This is a genomic window from Nitrospirales bacterium, from assembly GCA_031315865.1.
Lineage (GTDB): Bacteria > Nitrospirota > Nitrospiria > Nitrospirales > UBA8639 > JAGQKC01.
Window position 1 is genome coordinate 2,592,076 of the sequence record JALDRJ010000002.1, and the last position, 18,217, is coordinate 2,610,292.

An 18,217-nucleotide genomic window follows, 5' to 3' on the forward strand; every position below is an offset into this window, starting at 1 on the left:
GGGGGAGATGTATCGATGAAGGGGATGATCTTAGCCGGTGGGTCGGGAACGAGGTTGTACCCGCTGAGTCACGCTGTCAGTAAGCAATTGATGCCGGTCTATGATAAGCCGATGATCTATTACCCGCTGTCAACCCTGATGATGGCAGGCATTCAGACGATTCTCGTGATTACCACTCCGCACGAACAGGATGGGTTTATTCGACTATTGGGCGATGGTCGTCATTTGGGGTTGAACATTCAATACGCGATTCAGCCAAATCCCGGCGGTATCGCCGAGGCGTTTCTCATCGGCCGTGAATTTATCGGAAAAGATCCGGTTGCGTTAATTTTAGGGGACAATATCTTTTATGGTCATGGACTTTCTGAATATTTGCGGGAGGCAGTTGATCGACCACGTGGGGCCACAGTGTTTGCCTATCAAGTTCGCGATCCGCAGCGGTATGGAGTCGTCGATTTTGATCAGGACGGCAAAGCGACCAGCCTAGAGGAAAAGCCAAAATCTCCAAAGTCCTCCTATGCGGTCACCGGTCTGTATTTTTACGATAACCGGGTAGTCGAGATCGCACATGCGTTGCGCCCCTCTTCTCGGGGAGAGCTAGAGATCACGGACGTCAACGTTCAGTACTTGCAGGCAGAGGAGTTGCATGTTGTCCGATTGGGACGGGGTATTGCCTGGCTCGATACGGGGACGCATGAGTCATTGCTGCAAGCCGCGCACTATATTCAAGTGCTCCAGGAACGGCAGGGTTTGATGGTCTCCTGTCCGGAAGAAATCGCGTACAACATGGGGTATATTCATGGTCAGGACGTTCAACAATTAGCGCAGACCATGAAAGGCAATGCCTACGGCCAATATTTATTGCGAATGCTCGAACATTCACCAGGGACGGCGTGGTGAAAATTCTGGAAACCGAATTGCCCGGGGTTTTACTCATCGAACCTGACGTGCACCGCGATGGAAGAGGGTTTTTCTTGGAAACGTATCATGACAAGAAATACCGGGAGGCTGGATTGTGTGAAAACTTTGTCCAGGATAACTATTCGCGTTCCGGACACCATACATTACGTGGCCTTCATGCCCAGGTGGCCTATCCACAGGGAAAACTCATTCGCGCGAGCCAAGGAGAGGTCTTCGATGTCGCGGTGGATATTCGGCGTGGCTCTCCGACGTTCGCGCAATGGATCGGAGTCATTCTTTCCGGGGATAATTTCAAGCAGCTGTACATTCCTCCAGGATTCGCCCATGGGTTTTGCGTGTTGAGTGAAATGGCTGATTTGGAATATAAATGTACACAGGTCTATCATCCAAATGATGAAATCGTGATTTCCTGGAAAGATCCTGATATTAACATCGCCTGGCCCGTCACCCATCCTCTTGTGTCAGAAAAAGACGATCGTGCTCGTAGCTTACGGGTCGAACACGAGCGGTTGCCGATCTACGAGAGAACCTGTGCATGAGGGTATTGGTTGTTGGCGCGACAGGACAATTAGGCCAGGCACTCCAGGATGAGTTACGTGTTCGCCACGTTATCGCGTATGACCGTCAACGCCTGGATATCACGAATCGTGCCGTCACGAGGCGAGTCATCGAGCAAGCAAAGCCTGATGTGGTGATCAATGCCGCCGCGTATACCCGAGTGGACCAGGCAGAATCTGACCATGATACCGCGTATCGGGTGAATGCCCTCGGTCCACAAAATCTTGCCTTGGCGACAGCATCGTTAGATATTCCCCTTTTGCACGTGTCGACTGATTATGTGTTCGATGGAACACAGGAGTTCCCCTACCATGAGTTTGATCGACCAAACCCCACCTCGGTTTACGGAAAGAGCAAATTGGCGGGCGAAGAGATCGTTCGCGCCACGACCCAACGGCATTTTATCGTAAGAACAGCATGGCTTTATCACACAAGAGGACAAAACTTTCCGAAGACCATCTATGGGTTGGCGCAGCAATCCCAGGTGCGTGTCGTCAGCGATCAATGGGGGTCTCCCACCTATGCTCCACATCTGGCAAGAGCGATCAATACCTTACTTGATACAGAGGCCTACGGGACGTTTCATTTAGCTGGTTCGGGAGGAACGAGTTGGTATGGATTTACCCAGGAACTGTTTCAACGACTAGGTGTTCAGGCAGAGGTGAGCCCAGTCGTGACGACTGAATTCCCAAGGCCTGCCCCACGACCAGCTTATGCGATTTTAACGACATTACAGGACCCTTCGATCATCTTGCCTCCTTGGCAGGAGGGGGTCGCCGAATTCGCGAAAGCATTCGGAAACAATAGGAGTCTGACAACGATTTGAGTTATCTCGAGGCGATCGTGCTGGCCGTGCTTCAGGGACTGACGGAGTTCTTGCCGGTTTCTTCTTCCGGGCATCTTGTGCTCGCCCAGTATTGGTTCGGACATGTGGATGAAACGAACTTGTTGTTTGATATCATGTTGCACTGTGCCACGGTCGTGGCCATCTTGGTGTATTTTCGAAATGATTGGGTGACGCTTGCTCGCGGCTTACTCAATAGACCGTCGACGATGATGGCTTCGAGCGTTTTTTCGGGCGCCGAATGGCGAACGGTGCTGATGGTCGTTGTGGCATCGATTCCGACCGCGATTCTCGGGCTTACGATTCAAAAAATTGGCATGGAAGTTTTCTCTCGGCCTGATATTGTGGGCGGGCTCTTGATGCTCACGGGGGTGGTGTTATGGGTCGGACGTGGAAAGTCGCATGGGCGTGGAATCAAGGAAATGAAGATCGTTGATGCGTTCATAATCGGGCTTGTTCAGGGAATAGCCGTCCTTCCAGGCATCTCCCGATCGGGATCGACGATTGCCGTGGGCTTACTCCTCGGCCTTGACCGCGAACTGATCGTGAGATTTTCCTTACTCATTTCCATTCCAGCTATCCTGGGAGCCACGTTGCTGGAAATGTTGAAAGTCATGGATCATTTACACGATCCGATTGGACCGTATCTTGTCGGGATGGGGGTTGCCGCGGTCGTAGGGTATTGGTCGATTGGCGTCATTCTTCGTCTTGTCAAACAAGATCATTTTCATCTCTTCTCCTATTATCTCTGGCCTGTTGGGATGACGATTCTGCTTTGGACGTATGTTCTATAAGCAGGGTAGGATGAAATCCTTCATGCGGCTTGGCGGATAAGGTCGGCCCTTCTGGCATTTACACTCTTCACTGTTTCATCTGTCTCCGTGCCACATTGTGTTCCACTGCGGCTTTGGCGACTGCCTTGGCGACATGCGAGACGACCTTTTTATCAAACACGCTCGGAATGATGTATTCTTCATTAAGTGCAGAAGAAGGCACGAGATTGGCCAGAGCCTGTGAGGCCGCGAGCAGCATGGCTTCATTGATCGTTTTGGCTTGCACGTTCAGCGCTCCACGAAAAATTCCAGGAAAAGCCAGTAAATTATTACATTGATTGGGGTAATCCGACCGACCGCTAGCATAGACTTGGCAGTAGGGGGTGGCGTCCTGTGGGGAAATCTCAGGGTCTGGGTTCGCCAGGGCAAAGACGATTGAATCCTTGGCCATCATTGCGAGGTCTTGTGGGGTCAAGACATTCTTGCTGGAGAGGCCAATCACGACATGTGCGTCTTCCAGGGCGTCCTGGAGTGTTCCAGTAGGACGGTCGTAGTGAATCTGTGTATGGAGGTCCTGACAACACTCCCGCAGGATGTTAATGGGCTGATCAAGGACAAGACCGTTCTTATCGCACCCGAGGATCGAAGTGGCTCCAGCTTGAATCAATAATTTCGTACAAGCGGTCCCTGCGGCCCCCAGCCCTACCACCACGATCTTTACTTGATTGAGTCGCCGTTTGGTGACTTTGAGCGCATTCAACAGCGCGGCCAGTATAACGACGGCAGTCCCATGTTGATCGTCATGCATCAAGGGAATCTCTAATCGATCGCGGAGGCGGCGTTCGATTTCGAAACAGCGAGGAGCGCTGATATCTTCCAGATTAATTCCGCCGAAGCCCGGTGCGATCGCGAGGACAGTTTGAACGATCTCATCAGGGTCCTGCGTACTCAGGCAAAGAGGCCAGGCATCAATGTTCGCAAATTGATGCAACAGCATGACTTTGCCCTCCATCACTGGTAGTGCCGCTTCTGGACCGAGATTGCCCAATCCCAAAATAGCTGATCCGTCGGTGACGACGGCGATGCTGTTCTGTTTACTCGTAAAGGTGTACGCTTTGTTGTGGTCTTCGGCGATGGCTTTGACGACCCGGCCAACGCCTGGGGTATACACCATAGAAAGGGTATTTCGGGTCTTGATCGGAAATTTACTGTCGACGCGTATCTTTCCGCCAAGATGCATCATGAAAATATTGTCAGATGCGGCGATGACGGTCACGTCTGGCAAGGCATGCAACCGTTTCAGCACTCGATCGCCATGTTCTTCGCTTTGAGCGTCAAACGTCACGTCCCGAATGACGGTGGTTTTCGTGGCTGAGATCAGGTCGACGGCCCCAACACTGGCCCCTTCTTCTGCGAGAGCCGTCGCCAGTTGAGCGAACACGCCGGGTTGTTGTGCTAATTCCAATCGAACGGCCATGCGATAGTTTGAATAGGGCCCGCTATCTACGGCTGAGACTCCTTTTCGTTTTCGGCGATTCAGGATTTCAGGCGTCATGGAGGAAAAATCCTTGGAAATAAAGCCGGTATCGATCGCGGATGGGGGAGGAAAGGTCTCACTATAGTACATTGTACTCTTTTCGGTAAAAACTTTCCGAAAGTAAAATGCCTTGCTACGATCCGCTCAAAACCAGTAGGAGATGGGAGTGTGTATCGCAACGTGAATGTGTACGAAGGGGGAGAGTTTCTTAGGGGTCAAGAGGAATCGTGATGACGATGCCTCCCAGGACGCTATTCAATGTAAAGTTTCGCTTAGGACTCAGGGGATGGGTATTATGGCAATCGACACAAGCTTTGGTCACGGCCTTATCCGGATAAATTGCCTGAAAATACTGCTTTTTCCCGCTTGTGACGATACCTCTGTACGGGGTGTTCGGGTTCTCTTGAATGGCTTGGAGTCCTTGACGTTCGAACTCGGTGGCTGGACCATTGCGCCGATAGATAGGCCAGAGGCTAATGAGCCGATAACGCACGCCACTTCCCTTTTCCGCGACTAAACGGCCGGCAAGTTGCAGAAACTGAGCCGGGAGCACTAAGGCCTTTTGTTGCTCCCAGTGTTCCTCGGCAGAGACGATCCCTTGATCCTGCATTCTATTGACGACATGCGTGGTGTACACCGTACGATCGGCCTCGATGATTGAATGGATGATATCGGCGACTTTTTCGGGAGAGATTCCTGGGTGAGATGAATCCTTTCCGCCAAATGAGACTGTGATCAAGCCGGTGATGAGGAGACAACTGCCGAACGCCCCTAACCCGATCTTCCACAGAGTGGTCAATTTCACGATGATTCCTCCTGAGTCGGTGCTGTTTCTTTGGATTGGTAGGGAAAGGTGATCAGACACGTCGTGCCTTGATTCTCCTGGCTGGTGACATGGATTTGTCCGTTGTATTGTTGGATAATCCGACGGGCAATGGTGAGGCCCAGTCCAGCCCCCTTACCCTGTTGTTTCGTGGTGAAAAATGGATCGAAAATCTTGGAAAGTTGGGTTCGTGGGATGCCAGGTCCCGTGTCATCTATCGTGATCTGTATCACATTATCTTTGAACTGTGTGGAAATACGGAGGGTTCCCTCTCCGTTCATGGCCTGGGCGGCATTGGTGAAAATGTTGATGAAGGCTTGACGTAATTCCTGTGGATTGGCCTTGAACGATGGAAGAGACTGGTACGTGGACTGAATGTCTAAAGATGCAGTTTCATGCGATTGTTTGAGGGAATGAAGGGCCTGGTCTAGTTCCTCATTGATGTTGACCGGAGTGGCCTGTTCTTTCAATTGTGAGGTGGCCAATCCTGTAAAATCTTTGATGATGGCCGCCATTCTCTGTCCATGCCGCACGATACTCCCCGCGTATTCTTTAATTTGCGTGAGGCTCTCTTCCTGCTGGATGGCTTCCCCGAGTCCGATGACTCCGACGAGGGGGTTGTTGAGTTCATGCCCAATCCCTGCGCTCAAGACTCCTAAGCTGGCAAGCTTTTCTTCTTTGATGAGACGGTCTTGCAGACAGCTTTCTTTCGTCATATCTCGAAAGACCAGTCCGACGCCGAGGTTTTGCCCCGGCCTTGCTTTTACCGTGAACCATTCATACCGATAGATTTGATTGTTGAGGTGAAACGCCTGCCCATCTGAGGGTGAGCTCTCGTCTGAGTGTTGTTGAAGAGGATCTCTGAAATTTGCTTCGGTGGTTGCACGTGGAGCATCGAGTGGAGTGGCGTCATCCCCGGAGTGTATATATTGCATATGAAATTCTTCGCTGAGTTTTTTCGTCGTAGAAGGGTCAGTCTTCAGGACATCAAAGAGTGATTGATGTTCAACGTGACCGTTGGTCGTGAGAGCGAGGGCTTCCCTGGAAGCCCGGTTCATATACTGGATACGTTGTGATTGATCCAACATAATCACGGGGTCTGGGACACTATCGAGGATCTGTGCGGTCGACTCTTGAAGATACAGAACTTCTTGTGATTTTAATTCCACTTCACTCTCAAGGCCTTTAAATGTTGAGGCCAATTGTTGATTCATCCGGTTCATTTCGTCAGCGAGTTCCTCGAGTTCGTCATTCGTTTGAATGCTGATGGGTTCTTGCCATTGTCCGCGCCCGATACCTTTGGCCGCCTCTTGGAGCCGGCGAATGGGGGTGACGATTCGACCGGCCGCCACTGCTCCCAACGAAGCGAGCAACGCGATAGAAAGCAGTCCAAAAACGGAGATCCAGGTAAACAGGTGTTCGATTGGAGCAAAGAGCTCTTCAGATGATTGCCACACAAACATATGCCACCCCGTCCCGGTTGAGGCCATGGTGATGCGGCTGGTTGAAGGAAGGGGGGCATAGCCGATAATCGAAGAACGGACTCCGCCATGCCCATCGCTCGGAGCGGCTGTCCATCCATTATGCATAGGAGTGACGAGCGGAAGAAGTCTGGGGTCGCTGAGAGAAGTGCCTGTGGGTAAAATGGGACAACTCATGACTTTGCCATGCCCGTCGATCAACATGACGTGACCAGTTTTTCCAAACCGAATCGTCTCGATTGAGGGGGCAAAAAATTCTTTGGACTCGTAGACCCGGTGCAAAATTCCAACGACTTGATAACGGATGCTGTCCATGATGGGTAACGAAAGCGTAAAGATATACGCGTCCAAGTTTGGATGAAAGGTCAAGTTCCCGATGTAAGGCTGGCCCACCCCATTTTTATACGCTCCTTTCCACCAAGTGTTCTGGGCGTGAGCGTAGGAGGTATCGGTGTTCAAGGTGGCGACGACTCGTCCAGCGATATCGGTGATGAAAAGCCCGAGGGTCGCTGAACGTGTGACGACAGGAATGGGATGTCCGGGGTCAACATAGGAACCGCCATAGTATCGTCGAAGGATTGTAACCAGTTCGTTTTCTGTCAGGCCTTGAATGAATGCCGGATCCTTCTGATCCCAAGCTTGTGTTTCTTGAGCGATGAGATCGCGAAGGTCTTCATCCGTATAGCCAGCAATCTCATCACGGCGTGTTTCGAGTGTATGGATGATCGTGACGTCCGTCGCGATCTGCATCGTTTGGGCAAGCTCCTCGTTGAGGATTAAATCGATTTTCCTTGCTGTTTCAGAGGCCAGGGCCTGAAAGCTCATGCCGCTGACTTCTCGGATTTCTTTCGTTCCCTGTAGGAAGGCCATGACCAGGCCGATGATGAGCGGGAGGGCGCCAACGAGGAGCATTGACAGGATGAGCTTGCGTTTCAGCCCGCGCTTCGCCTGCTCGACTTTTTCCTGTGCGTGGTCAGGCGCCATGACTGTGATGCCCTTTACTTAGCCAAGGGGAAGGTCGATGACAAAGGTTGTGCCTGCCCCTACTTTGCTCTCGACCGAAAGATGTCCGCCATACTTTTTGATAATTCCTGCAACATTATAAAGTCCCAGTCCTGTGCCGCTTCCTACGGCCTTTGTCGTGAAAAATGGTTCGAATATCTTGTTGAGATTTTCTTCTGGAATGCCGCAGCCTGTGTCGGTGATCGCTATGTTCCCTCTGTTCTGTCCATGCCAGGAGGACAGCGAGAGGGTGCCTTTGCCTTCCATGGCATGGATGGCATTCGTCATGAGATTGACAAAGACTTGAAAGAGCTCGTCAGGATTTGCGAGGACGTGCAGGTGTTCTTCATAGTTGCGGATGACGGTGAGATCTTGAAGAAATGTGGCGAATTGAGCGATTTTTAAGGCCTCATCCATCGTCGTACTGACCATGATGGGGATGGCATCCCGGGGTTTCGCCGTTCTCGAATACTGCGTGAGATTCTGACAAATTTTTTGAATTCGCTTGCCGGCGTCGATAATGCTTGCCGCTTGCTCATGGATGATGGAGAGGTCCGTTTCCTCTTGAATGTGTTCGGCGAAGGCCAAGAGAATGTACAAGGGATTGTTGATGTCGTGAGCGATACCCGAGGCAAAGGTGCCCATCCCGGCCAGTTTTTCTGCCTGAAACAATTGCGCCTGCATCTGAGACTCGTGTTGAACGAGATCCCATAAGACCTTAGAGGCTGCCCCGCCTAATGCTTCTGTCTCGGGTGATTTCTGGGTGGCCACGAGATGATCGATTTGAGGATCTCCCGTCACGTTGACGATCAAATGGATGTTTGGGTTCCGGATGAGCGAGAAAGGGTCTTGAGTCGTCGGAATGTTCAGGCGTTTGGCGTAATGAAGTGCAGGCGCTGAAGCGTCTTGATCCGCAATGCCGACGACCTCCACTCCAGGCAGTCGAGTGAAGAGTTCTAGGAGAGCGGTGCCCCCTTTGCCAGCTCCTAAAATAACGATTGTCGTGCGATTATCGGTGTTCATGGTGCCGTTCGAAGAATCGGTCGATTGGGATGAAGCAGAGACATTTCATTGCTCAACGGATTCAGATGATCGGTTACAGCGGAAGAGGAGAAGCACCTCCGACCCCCGACCCCACCTCAGCTCTCCCTGTTTGAGGGAGGACTGGGGTGAAGCGAGTATAGGAGAACGCATACGATAGTTATTATATCAATAGGCAACCCTCCGATTCTCATTCACGACGCGGTGAATGAGAAGGTTTCTCTTCTGGCTAAAATCCTCGAACTTGCCGTTGTTCCATGGCTTGAGCGACGGCAGATCGAAGTTTTTCGGCTTCGACTGGTTTGACCAGATAATCGACGATGCCATGTTTGAGCATGGATGTGGCCATCTCCATGTCAGGAAATCCTGTGAGAACGATCAATGGTACGCTTGGCCATTCCTTTTTGTAGTAATTGATCACATCGATTCCGTTCATGTTGGGCATGCGAATATCCGTGATAATCAGGCTCAACAACATTGAGTTCTCATCTTTTTTCATCGTTTCAATGGCTTGTGCGCCATCTTCGGCCTCGATCACCTCATATCCGGCCTTTTCCAACGTCATTCGCACGACCTTCCTGACATCGGGTTCGTCATCGACCACAAGGACAAGTCCTTGAGAGTCTCGCCCACTAAACATCCCGGCAGATTTGGATTCAGACATGAAATTCCTCCTCGGTTAATAGTGTGTGAAATTCCTCAAGTATCTTTTCACTATTTACCTGAAAAATCAATACATCGGCAATGATTCGTCATAAGGAGGGCATGATTCAGCCTTCTTGGACTGATGGCCCTTCGAACGCCTGTATCTCGGGGGCGGGGACAGTGAGTGGCAGGGTGATCAAAAACGTGGTGCCGACCCCCTGTTGGCTATGGACAGAGATGGTTCCCCCATGATCATCAATGGCATCTTTGACGATCTTCGTTCCGAGCCCGGTTCCTCCTGCTTTTCGACTGATCGCCTTTTCGGTGAACAGGCTGTCCCGAACTTCAGGGAGCATGCCGTATCCGGTGTCAGTGATCGTCAGCTTGATCGCGGGAGAATCCGTCATGGATTCACCGGCGATCGTGATGGTTCCACCGGGGGGAGTTTCAGGGATAGCATTATTGACCAAGTTATATAACGCATTGAAGAGTCGATTCTCGTCCGCCTGAATCCGTGGCAGAGAGTCAAGCTCGCGGGTCTCAAGCGTGAGCCCTTTCTCTCTCGCGCAGAGATGTAGAGAGTCAATCACGTTTTTGACGATTTCTGAAATCCTACAGTGAACGAAGTGAGGAGGGGTCAGCGATCCTTTAACCGTATTGGCTATTTCACGTACTCGATTATGAAGTCGACGCGTGTTGCTGATGACGACGGAGAGGGCCTCAGCCGCAAAATTCTTCGTGGCTTCCGTTTCTGTCGGGCTGCGATGTGGCAGGTTTGTAAAATGCTCTCGAAGCTCTTCCTCTATGAGCGTGGCCCCACTCAGGACAGGCATGAGCATATTTTTCATGTCATGAGCCACGTCTCCCAAGGCCCGTGTCACTTCTGCCAGTCTGGTCTCTTTGAGGAGCTGTTCGGCCATGCGCTTTTGCTCTGTGAGGTCTTGAAAGCTCGTAATCGCTCCCGTGAGGCGTTGATTTTCCCAAACGGGTGTGCTCGTGTATTTTGCGGAAAAACGAGAGAGGTCTTTGCGCCAGAACCATTCGGTGTCGCTCTGATGGCTTTTTCCGGTCTTCTCGATTACGCACATTGGGCAGCATTCATTCGCCGTTGGTTTTTCCCCGGCCTTCGAGTGATGGATGACGGTATGGACCGAACGTCCGATGAGTTCATCAGCCTCATAACCCAAAAGCCGCGCTCCGGCCGGGTTGATGAACGTGATGTGGCAATCGCGGTCCAAGCCATAGATGCCTTCTCCAGCCGAAGACAAGATTTGTTCGCTGTGTCGAGAAAGTCTCTGGTGAGCGTTGTGTAGCATTGCGTGCTCGATGACCAGTGTAATGCGGTGGCCGATCATGTCAAGGCTGTTTATGGCAAACGTGCATAAGGGCTGGTCAGAAAACATGGCCATGACGCCCAGCAATCGTTGATCTCGCATCAACGGATAGCCGGCGAAGGCGACAAAACTTTCACGGTTCGCCCATACCTGGTCTGGAATGGAGGGGTCTCCTCTGATCGTGTTCGAGAAAAGAGGTTGTTTGGTTTCGGCAATTTTTCCGATTATGTGTTGTCCCACGGGAATTCTGGCATGCGGGCCGTTGATGTGAGCCGACTGTCCGGCGCTGGCCTGAAGTTCTAAGACTTGAGTCGTTTGGTTGAGAGTCCATATGTGCGCAAACTTGGCGCCGAGATGCCGGACCATGGCTTCTGTGCACCCTTGTAGCAGCCGTGCAAGAGGTTGATTGCGTGACAGCGCCTGTCCGATGTCCGAGTCCAAGGCTAACGTCCGGCGGTGTTCCAGAAGCTCCATTTCCGCCAGCCTGCGAGCGGAGATATTTCGGATGACGCCACAATAAAATTGTTCCGTTGACCCTGGTGAGCACGTCAGAGACAGTTCAATGGGAAATTCCTCTCCTCCTTTCCGTAATCCATGCAGTTCATACGTTTTTTCGGTGGTCTGTTTGCGAGGATGCGAGTTGACTTTCTGTAACCCTTGGGCATGTCTCTGACGGTACCGTTCAGGCATCAGGAGTGTGAGTGGTTGACCAATGACTTCCGTCGTGGTGTACCCGAACATCTGTTTCGCGGCCTTATTCCACGATAAAATATGGCCCTCCGGGTCTCCGAGAATAATCGCATCACGAGCCGTTTCCATGATGGATTGGTAACGCTCCGCGCGAACCATCAACCTCCGCGTCGCATGGCGGGCGACGTTCCTCAGTTCTCCGATCGTGGAAACTCGGTCGAGGGTCTTGGTGAGTTCTTGTTCTTGGAGTGGTTTGCTCAATACGGCAAACGCTCCAAGCTTGATGAGATCCGTTTGGTCATTGGTGTAAGGGTGAGTGATGAGAATGATAATTGGGAGGAAGGGATCTATTTGCGTAATGGCATGAAGCAGGGACGCTTGCTGGGATTTTCCCCCGTCAATATCCAGGATGATGGCTGCGTAACGTGTCGTTCGCATCAATGCCATCACCTCGCATTCGGTTTGAACTGTGGTGATGTGGTAATCCGCACGTTGAAGTTGAGCGATCATCTCTGTCGAAGGTGTGAGAGTATCAGTGCGCAGCAATATCGCAGGTCGTTCGTGAGAATGTGGAGTGGCATCCATGGGAGCGGATGGCGTGGTCTTTATGACAAGATGTTTCATGATGAAAATAAAAGCAAGACTGATTCCATTTCTCTTTTCTCGATCACTGGTGCTTAGCATGGAAAAATTCGAGGGGAAACCGTAACAGAACGGGGAGTTGCGAGGCCGAGACACATCGTGTGCGTTCGGCTTATCGAGTATCCGTTTGGATACAAAGGGTCATCAAAGAGATACAACTGCCAGGTTGTGACGGAGCGGTATCATTGCGAGAAGAAGAAGCAGAAAAGGAGCGTTCAAGGAGATAGCGTATCGTGATTCCATGTTTCGATGGCTGCGTGAAGAGATTCGCCTGAACGAATATTCATAGAGGATTGATTAAGTAGCTGTTCGATCGCCGATAGCAAGGTGATGGGAGAGAGTCCATGAGGACAATTGAGGCATTTCTGGGTCGCGCTGTACCCGACATCAATATGCCAAGCATCAACATCAACGTTCATCCCTGCAAGCGAGGTAACGCAGTCGACGATAAACAGCGCCTCATGTTGCCGGCAACGCCGGCCGATGGGTTCAATGGGTTGGAATGTCCCCACGGAACTTCTATTTCCTGCCGATTGTATCGAATTCGTGTCGAAGATGGCTAGAAACAGGCAGGAAGGGGCAGCAACCTCGCATGTGCTAGGAATACCTGAAACCCACTGGTCAGATCTTTTAGAGGAAGTTGTATACTAGCTCCATGGGTTGTATCAATTGTTGTATAGAAAAACGGATGTCATAAAGGCTGCGAATGAGAGGTTTGTAGGTAAATCGTGAATGATGAATCGTCGATAGAAGGAAACACCGTGGAAATCAATCAAGACCGTGATTGCCAAGGACAGGATCGGCAACCTGTCGGATTTTCCCCGGTATGGACGGTGATCTCCACGGCCGTCGTGATGATGGGGATTGGCCTGCTTGTCTGGTCGTATGATTCTTTGACCGGCCTCGAAAATGCCGAGAACCCTGAACGCGCCTTGTCACACATCGCCAGTCGATCGATGGACCTGGAGTCGATGGTCTCTCGAGCGTCGACCTGGGAGCAGACATTGTATCGGGCCCTCAATGGCAAAGATGACAGCGCTACGCAACTGATGGCCTGGTATCAGGAGTTGGCCGGTGAATCACCGGACCCTTTGGTTGCCTTGTATACTGGCGTCTTGGAGGCCGAGACGGGAAACCTTGCGGCCATGACAGAACGTCTTCAAACATGGAATGATCGAGAGGAACCTTACGTCTTCTTCAAACAGCTACTCGATGCGGCCTACGGAACGGGCACACTGGACCGTGAGGCATGGATGCTTCTTCAGTCTCGTTTAGCGGAGGAAGTTCCAAACAATTGGTTTTACCGACGGTTGGCTGAGAAACTTGCTCTACATGTTCATGTGAAAGAGGCCTCATTGCTGGCAAGTATGCAGGATTCACAAGAGAGCACACGACACGATCTCTTCCTCCGGAACCGTCTTGCGATGTTGGTCGAAATAAGCGCGGCGTTGATCAGTGTGATTGCGCTGGTCAGTCTCCTGGTGCTCGGTTATCGAAAAGGCAGCGACCTCTTGCGAATCAGTCATGCGGCGCTGCCGCCCCCGTGGTTAGGCCAAGACGGCTTCGCGGTGTTGATGAGAGGCGGCGCTTTGACATTCCTGTTGTTGACGGCACTCGGTGCAGTTCTCGGTGCGTATCTGAGTCTGGTCGAGAGCACGTTCGACGTCAAGCTGATGGAATTGGTCAGTGCGACGGTGTTATACGCGCCAATTCCGATGTTGGTTTACTTCTATCTTCTTCGTCCGAAAGGACGATCCTTGAGCGATGTCTTTGGCTTGCGAGTGCATGCCAAGAAATGGGGCATGCTGTTCCTCACGGTCTTCTCCCTGTTCGCCGGAGGGTTACTGGGCGATGTGGTCATTAGTCTTGGCGGTGACGCGTTCGGAAAGTCGACCCATTGGACGGAGTGGTTTCATGATAGTTTAGTGTGGGGGGGCGCAGGCGAATTGATGATATTGTTCTTTGAGGTGGTGGTCTTGGCTCCCGTCTTTGAAGAGTTTATTTTTCGTGGCATGGTCTTCGGGAGTTTACGGCGGTACGTTGGGTGGTTGCCTGCAGCGCTCTTAAGCACGATCATTTTTTCTGTCGTGCATGGATATGGGGTCGTGGGATTTTTCGCCGTAGCTTGGAGTGGGTTTTTATGGGCGTGGGCATATGAGAAAACCGGAAGCCTTATTCCCGGCATCCTCGCCCATGCCATGAATAATTTGGTGTTTTTCATGAATCTCTTGGTGGTATTCCGATAGGCCATAGGAGGAATGTCAGGTGGAAAAGACCAAATGAAAACCTGTTCGATCCCAAGAAGATGTTTTTCACCTTTTCGTATCGTGGTCATTTTTTATGTTGGCATCTGCCTTGTTCGATTTCATCAAGGGCCTGATACAGATCAGGATAGAGGAACGAAGCATACAGCGTGGCCTGAAGCTTGTTGATAGTAAGACGTTTGCCGGAGTGCTTGGCTGGTGAAGGCGGATAAGGCCCCAGCATCCAGCGTTTTGATGCTTCCGTAAAAATCTCAGACCATTGACGGGGATGCCCATCGCTGACGATATAGGTTTCACCGTCGACGGCTTTGTCGAGCGCGGCTAAGCAAATCTCTGCCACATCCTCGATATGAATGAGGTTGACGAATTGAGTCCTATTGGCCACTTTCCCCTTTCGAATCCAATCCAACACATGGCGATCGGGGCCATACAGCCCAGCCAGCCGTAACAGGACCGCACCGCAAGATTTTCTGATGTCTTCTTCACTCTGCACCCGTGGAAGAGCGATGTTCAACGGCGTGCTTTCGTCCACTGGGTTGTGGCGTTCCTTCCCATAGGCCGAGGTGCTGCCGAGCAGAATCAGCCGGCCTCCATGGCGATATCTCTGGTCGAGGAATTGTTTGGCCTTTGCTTGAGGGAGGGCAGGAAAGCACCATATGACATGAGCATCACGAGGGATGTTGTCCCAAGTATTCTGATCATCTAAGTTGAAGGTCAGTCGATCCATTGGGTGAATATGGCCGAGATGGGTCTCAGGCGATCGGCTGGTCGCGTATGTACGCCATCCTTGGGTTTTGGCAAGAGGATAAAGAACTTTTCCCGTGTATCCAGCGCCCAGAATGACGAGTGAACGAGGCTGACGATGATGAGAGGTCACAAGACTTGTGCTACGGAAGCCGTTAAGCTGGTTTTCTGGTGTGAACCCGGCCGCATAGCAGAGGATAAACCGATGGCCCATTCATGTGACGCACGGCATGGGAGCCATGAGTGAGTAGGATCGGACGGTGTTGTATATTTGGTGGTCTATCCTTCATGTTGATCGGCCATGTATTGACTGGCGTAGTGAATGTAATTTTGTGCAGATTCTTTGATCCAGGCAAGCTCAGCCTCGGTCAGCGAGCGTCTGACTCGGGCTGGACTTCCGATGACGAGGCTATTCGCAGGAACGCGTGTGCGTTCGGTGACTAATGTCCCGGCCCCTACGACGCAATCTTGTTCAATGACTGCCCCATCCATGATCACGGCCCCCATGCCAATCAACACCCGGTCATGAATGGTGCACCCGTGAAGAACCACATGATGCCCGACAGTAATATCGTCACCTAAAATGAGGGGATGGGTGTCGTGCGTGACATGAAGGAGCGAGAGATCCTGGACGTTGGTTCGATGGCCGATGCGGATATAATGCACGTCTCCACGTATGACCGTATTGAACCAGATGCTCGATTCAGACCCGATGACGACATCGCCGATCACCACTGCGGTTTCATCAACGAAAGCGCTGCTGGCCACGGTAGGCATGACGCCGCGAAATGCTCGCATCATGGATAGGTTTCTCCTGAAGGGGCGTTCATTGTTTCTTTGCCATCGCTCCAGAGTATGAACAAGTTATTCAGAGACATCGACAGAAGCCTGTCAGTGTTAATGAATCAAGACAGTGGCGATCACCAATGCGGTCAGGGCTGAAATAACGGCGATATATACGGTGACGCTTCGGTCTCTCAGCCAGTCGGTTTGCCAATCTTCCGGGTATAACGCCTTGCCGACCGCATACTGTCCTTCGTCATACAGACCCAAGAGTTTTTCTATCTCGATCAATGTCTTCTTCGCCATGCGATGACGATCACGTTGTTGAAGGATTAAATAGATGAAGATGGATGAAAAAAGGGCGATGCCAGTGATCGCAAACAGTTGAGTGGTCTCATTCACGGGACGGGCTGAAGTCACCGCCATGACGGTGATTAATAACAACACTAAAAAGGCGCTGGAAAATGCCGTGAGGCGCATCATCTGTTCGCGCCGACGGTAGACCTCTTCCTTGTACCACCGGTATAAAACCCGAAGAATGTCTATTTGTTCGGTTTGGAGCTCGGTGTCAAGCTGCATCGTGCCTCATCATGCCAATCGCTCAGTGTCGTTCCCGTTTTTAGACGACATATTCGCTCATCCAATTCGCGAGCAAGACGGTCATTATACGAAAATCCTCGGGCTTGCCAAAGTGATGATCCGCGCCTTCAAGTAGCTCCAACGACTTTTTCCCACCCAAAGATTGCGCTAATCGCTCCACTTGATGACGCGGGACGAGTTCGTCTTGGTCGCCATGGACGATCAGCGTTGGCGCAAGAATTTTCCGAGCCGCGGCATAGACATCATAGGTCAAGCATTCTTCATAGAAGGCATAACGGAGTTCGATCGGCTGATCCTGACCGACAATATCTGGAATCTCACCTGTGGCCTGCCATCGTTCCATCGCGTCCTGTCCAAATTCTAACTGAAGCATCTCGGGAAAGTCAGGGACTGGGCATTTGAGTCCCAGAGCGGAAAGTCCGGGATCTTGAGACGCCACCAATGTCGCGATGAGACCGCCATAGCTGGAGCCAACCATTCCGACATGGGTATAGCCTTTAGAACGTACGAACCATAAGGCCTGTTTCAATTCATCGCAGCAAGCCCCGACGGTCAGGTCCGCAAACATACCGTCCGAATCTCCCATTCCGAACCAATCAAAGCACAGTGTCGCGATTCCTTTTTCGACGAGCAAGTCCGTAAGGCGTCGATTGGTCCTGCTGTGTTTGTTGGACAGAAAGCCGTGGCAGAGAATCACCATGCGGTCGGTGGGTGTTGAAGGTTCGGCTAGATTGGCTGAGACATTCTGGCCATTTGAATCTTGAATTGAAAGATGAGTTTGGTGAAGAGTCATTGATACATCGTGCAAGAGTCCTTCGAGATCTGTCAAATTCTAGCGGAGTCTTTTGGTAAAATCTAAGGAGCACGGCAATGTCCTAGTCTATCGCTCCAGGGTAGATTGCAACATCCATCTCTCCTGGGAATCGAGTCTCAAACCCAGCCGTGTTGAGCGTTTGATGCCTCCGCCAACCGGCGCGTGTTTTCAATCGATATCAGGATGTACGGCTTAGGGAGTTATGGTCTTGACAAAGGTACTAATTAGTATTATCTTATGTAGAACATAGAAAGGGAGAGCCCATGTCGATCACAGACTATAAACGAGACCCATATCTTTCACTGTTGAGACCCTTGGTGGAGGCGTATTTGGCCTTTTATCGAGTGGCGACGCGTCACATCGAATCGATGGGGCTGACCCCTTCGCAGTTTGATGTCATCGCGGAGCTCGGTGGAACGGATGGACTCACGTGTGCCGAACTTGGAGACGCCACGCTGATCACCAAAGGCACGCTTACTGGAGTGCTCGACCGGTTGGAAGACAAAGGACTGCTCGTGCGGCAAGCGGTCAAAGGCGATCGCCGGGCAACATGCATTCATTTAACCCCGCAGGGAGAGGCTCTTTATACCAAGACGTTTCCTGCACATGCTGAGTTTCTGAAGCCTTATTTCCAGGGAGCTCTCACGAAGGAGGAAGTGAAAACCATGAAAGCCTTATTGAACAAATTTCGAGCAAGTTTTGAAGGGACGTAGTTAGATGT

General features: G+C 51.4%; 17 protein-coding genes. 6 read left to right on the top strand and 11 right to left on the bottom strand.

The features are described from left to right. Positions 1-15: 15 nt before the first annotated feature. Genes rfbA through MRJ96_11805 form a run of 4 tightly spaced genes read left to right on the top strand, consistent with a single transcriptional unit; the run spans position 16 to position 3,117 of the window. The gene (gene rfbA / locus MRJ96_11790; GenBank protein MDR4502122.1) at positions 16-900 is read left to right on the top strand and encodes a glucose-1-phosphate thymidylyltransferase RfbA; all 885 of its coding nucleotides are present in this window, start codon (positions 16-18) and stop codon (positions 898-900) included. Then, the gene (rfbC, locus tag MRJ96_11795; protein MDR4502123.1) at positions 897-1,460 is read left to right on the top strand and encodes a dTDP-4-dehydrorhamnose 3,5-epimerase; all 564 of its coding nucleotides are present in this window, start codon (positions 897-899) and stop codon (positions 1,458-1,460) included. Before rfbA ends, rfbC begins: the two co-directional genes overlap by 4 nt. Then, positions 1,457-2,305, top strand: coding sequence for a dTDP-4-dehydrorhamnose reductase (rfbD, locus tag MRJ96_11800; protein ID MDR4502124.1), 849 nt, complete (start codon positions 1,457-1,459; stop codon positions 2,303-2,305). Before rfbC ends, rfbD begins: the two co-directional genes overlap by 4 nt. Beyond that, positions 2,302-3,117, top strand: a complete 816-nt coding sequence (locus tag MRJ96_11805; protein MDR4502125.1) for an undecaprenyl-diphosphate phosphatase — start codon at positions 2,302-2,304, stop codon at positions 3,115-3,117. The genes rfbD and MRJ96_11805 overlap by 4 nt, the downstream gene beginning before the upstream one ends. Positions 3,118-3,184: 67 nt before the next feature. Here the strand turns inward: MRJ96_11805 and MRJ96_11810 are convergent, their stop codons facing one another. From MRJ96_11810 to MRJ96_11840, 7 genes are all read right to left on the bottom strand, one after another. Continuing rightward, the gene (locus MRJ96_11810; protein ID MDR4502126.1) at positions 3,185-4,723 is read right to left on the bottom strand and encodes an NAD-dependent malic enzyme; all 1,539 of its coding nucleotides are present in this window, start codon (positions 4,721-4,723) and stop codon (positions 3,185-3,187) included. A gap of 118 nt (positions 4,724-4,841) precedes the next feature. Further along, positions 4,842-5,438: a DUF3365 domain-containing protein gene (locus MRJ96_11815; GenBank protein ID MDR4502127.1), complete on the bottom strand. Its 597-nt coding sequence runs from the start codon at positions 5,436-5,438 to the stop codon at positions 4,842-4,844. Then, on the bottom strand, positions 5,435-7,921 hold the full coding sequence (locus MRJ96_11820; protein MDR4502128.1) for an ATP-binding protein: 2,487 nt from the start codon (positions 7,919-7,921) through the stop codon (positions 5,435-5,437). Before MRJ96_11820 ends, MRJ96_11815 begins: the two co-directional genes overlap by 4 nt. A gap of 18 nt (positions 7,922-7,939) precedes the next feature. Then, a complete protein-coding gene (locus tag MRJ96_11825) occupies positions 7,940-8,962 on the bottom strand; it encodes an ATP-binding protein (protein MDR4502129.1) in 1,023 nt (340 codons plus the stop codon). 247 nt (positions 8,963-9,209) lie between these two features. Then, complete coding sequence (locus tag MRJ96_11830; protein ID MDR4502130.1) at positions 9,210-9,644, bottom strand: response regulator; 435 nt, start codon at positions 9,642-9,644, stop codon at positions 9,210-9,212. A gap of 106 nt (positions 9,645-9,750) precedes the next feature. Next, on the bottom strand, positions 9,751-12,333 hold the full coding sequence (locus MRJ96_11835; protein MDR4502131.1) for a PAS domain S-box protein: 2,583 nt from the start codon (positions 12,331-12,333) through the stop codon (positions 9,751-9,753). A 173-nt stretch (positions 12,334-12,506) separates the two neighbouring features. Further along, entirely contained in the window at positions 12,507-12,803 is a 297-nt protein-coding gene (locus tag MRJ96_11840) for an aminotransferase class V-fold PLP-dependent enzyme (protein MDR4502132.1), read from the bottom strand. Positions 12,804-13,019: 216 nt separating this feature from the next. Between MRJ96_11840 and MRJ96_11845 the strand changes: the two genes are divergently transcribed. Next, positions 13,020-14,537 (top strand): CPBP family intramembrane metalloprotease, encoded by a 1,518-nt coding sequence (locus tag MRJ96_11845; GenBank protein ID MDR4502133.1) that lies wholly within the window; start codon positions 13,020-13,022, stop codon positions 14,535-14,537. Between the two features lie 85 nt (positions 14,538-14,622). Here the strand turns inward: MRJ96_11845 and MRJ96_11850 are convergent, their stop codons facing one another. The 4 genes from MRJ96_11850 to MRJ96_11865 all read right to left on the bottom strand — a co-directional run bounded on the left by MRJ96_11850 (position 14,623) and on the right by MRJ96_11865 (position 17,475). After that, positions 14,623-15,432 carry a hypothetical protein gene (locus tag MRJ96_11850; protein ID MDR4502134.1) on the bottom strand — a complete coding sequence of 270 codons (810 nt, stop codon included), beginning with the start codon at positions 15,430-15,432 and terminating at the stop codon, positions 14,623-14,625. A 146-nt stretch (positions 15,433-15,578) separates the two neighbouring features. Continuing rightward, the gene (locus tag MRJ96_11855; protein ID MDR4502135.1) at positions 15,579-16,100 is read right to left on the bottom strand and encodes a gamma carbonic anhydrase family protein; all 522 of its coding nucleotides are present in this window, start codon (positions 16,098-16,100) and stop codon (positions 15,579-15,581) included. Between the two features lie 96 nt (positions 16,101-16,196). Next, entirely contained in the window at positions 16,197-16,661 is a 465-nt protein-coding gene (locus MRJ96_11860) for a hypothetical protein (protein ID MDR4502136.1), read from the bottom strand. Positions 16,662-16,701: 40 nt separating this feature from the next. Further along, entirely contained in the window at positions 16,702-17,475 is a 774-nt protein-coding gene (locus MRJ96_11865) for an alpha/beta hydrolase (GenBank protein ID MDR4502137.1), read from the bottom strand. A gap of 284 nt (positions 17,476-17,759) precedes the next feature. Between MRJ96_11865 and MRJ96_11870 the strand changes: the two genes are divergently transcribed. Beyond that, a complete protein-coding gene (locus MRJ96_11870; GenBank protein ID MDR4502138.1) occupies positions 17,760-18,209 on the top strand; it encodes a MarR family transcriptional regulator in 450 nt (149 codons plus the stop codon). Positions 18,210-18,217: the final 8 nt, after the last annotated feature.

Excerpts from the sequence above, each read along its gene's own strand:
- MRJ96_11810 (MDR4502126.1), bottom strand. The coding sequence starts at position 4,723 with ATGTACTATAGTGAGACCTTTCCTCCCCCATCCGCGATCGATACCGGC.
- MRJ96_11830 (MDR4502130.1), bottom strand. The coding sequence starts at position 9,644 with ATGTCTGAATCCAAATCTGCCGGGATGTTTAGTGGGCGAGACTCTCAA.
- MRJ96_11825 (MDR4502129.1), bottom strand. The coding sequence starts at position 8,962 with ATGAACACCGATAATCGCACGACAATCGTTATTTTAGGAGCTGGCAAA.
- rfbA (MDR4502122.1), top strand. The coding sequence starts at position 16 with ATGAAGGGGATGATCTTAGCCGGTGGGTCGGGAACGAGGTTGTACCCG.
- rfbD (MDR4502124.1), top strand. The coding sequence starts at position 1,457 with ATGAGGGTATTGGTTGTTGGCGCGACAGGACAATTAGGCCAGGCACTC.
- MRJ96_11835 (MDR4502131.1), bottom strand. The coding sequence starts at position 12,333 with ATGCTAAGCACCAGTGATCGAGAAAAGAGAAATGGAATCAGTCTTGCT.
- MRJ96_11865 (MDR4502137.1), bottom strand. The coding sequence starts at position 17,475 with ATGACTCTTCACCAAACTCATCTTTCAATTCAAGATTCAAATGGCCAG.
- MRJ96_11855 (MDR4502135.1), bottom strand. The coding sequence starts at position 16,100 with ATGATGCGAGCATTTCGCGGCGTCATGCCTACCGTGGCCAGCAGCGCT.
- MRJ96_11870 (MDR4502138.1), top strand. The coding sequence starts at position 17,760 with ATGTCGATCACAGACTATAAACGAGACCCATATCTTTCACTGTTGAGA.
- MRJ96_11820 (MDR4502128.1), bottom strand. The coding sequence starts at position 7,921 with ATGGCGCCTGACCACGCACAGGAAAAAGTCGAGCAGGCGAAGCGCGGG.
- MRJ96_11860 (MDR4502136.1), bottom strand. The coding sequence starts at position 16,661 with ATGCAGCTTGACACCGAGCTCCAAACCGAACAAATAGACATTCTTCGG.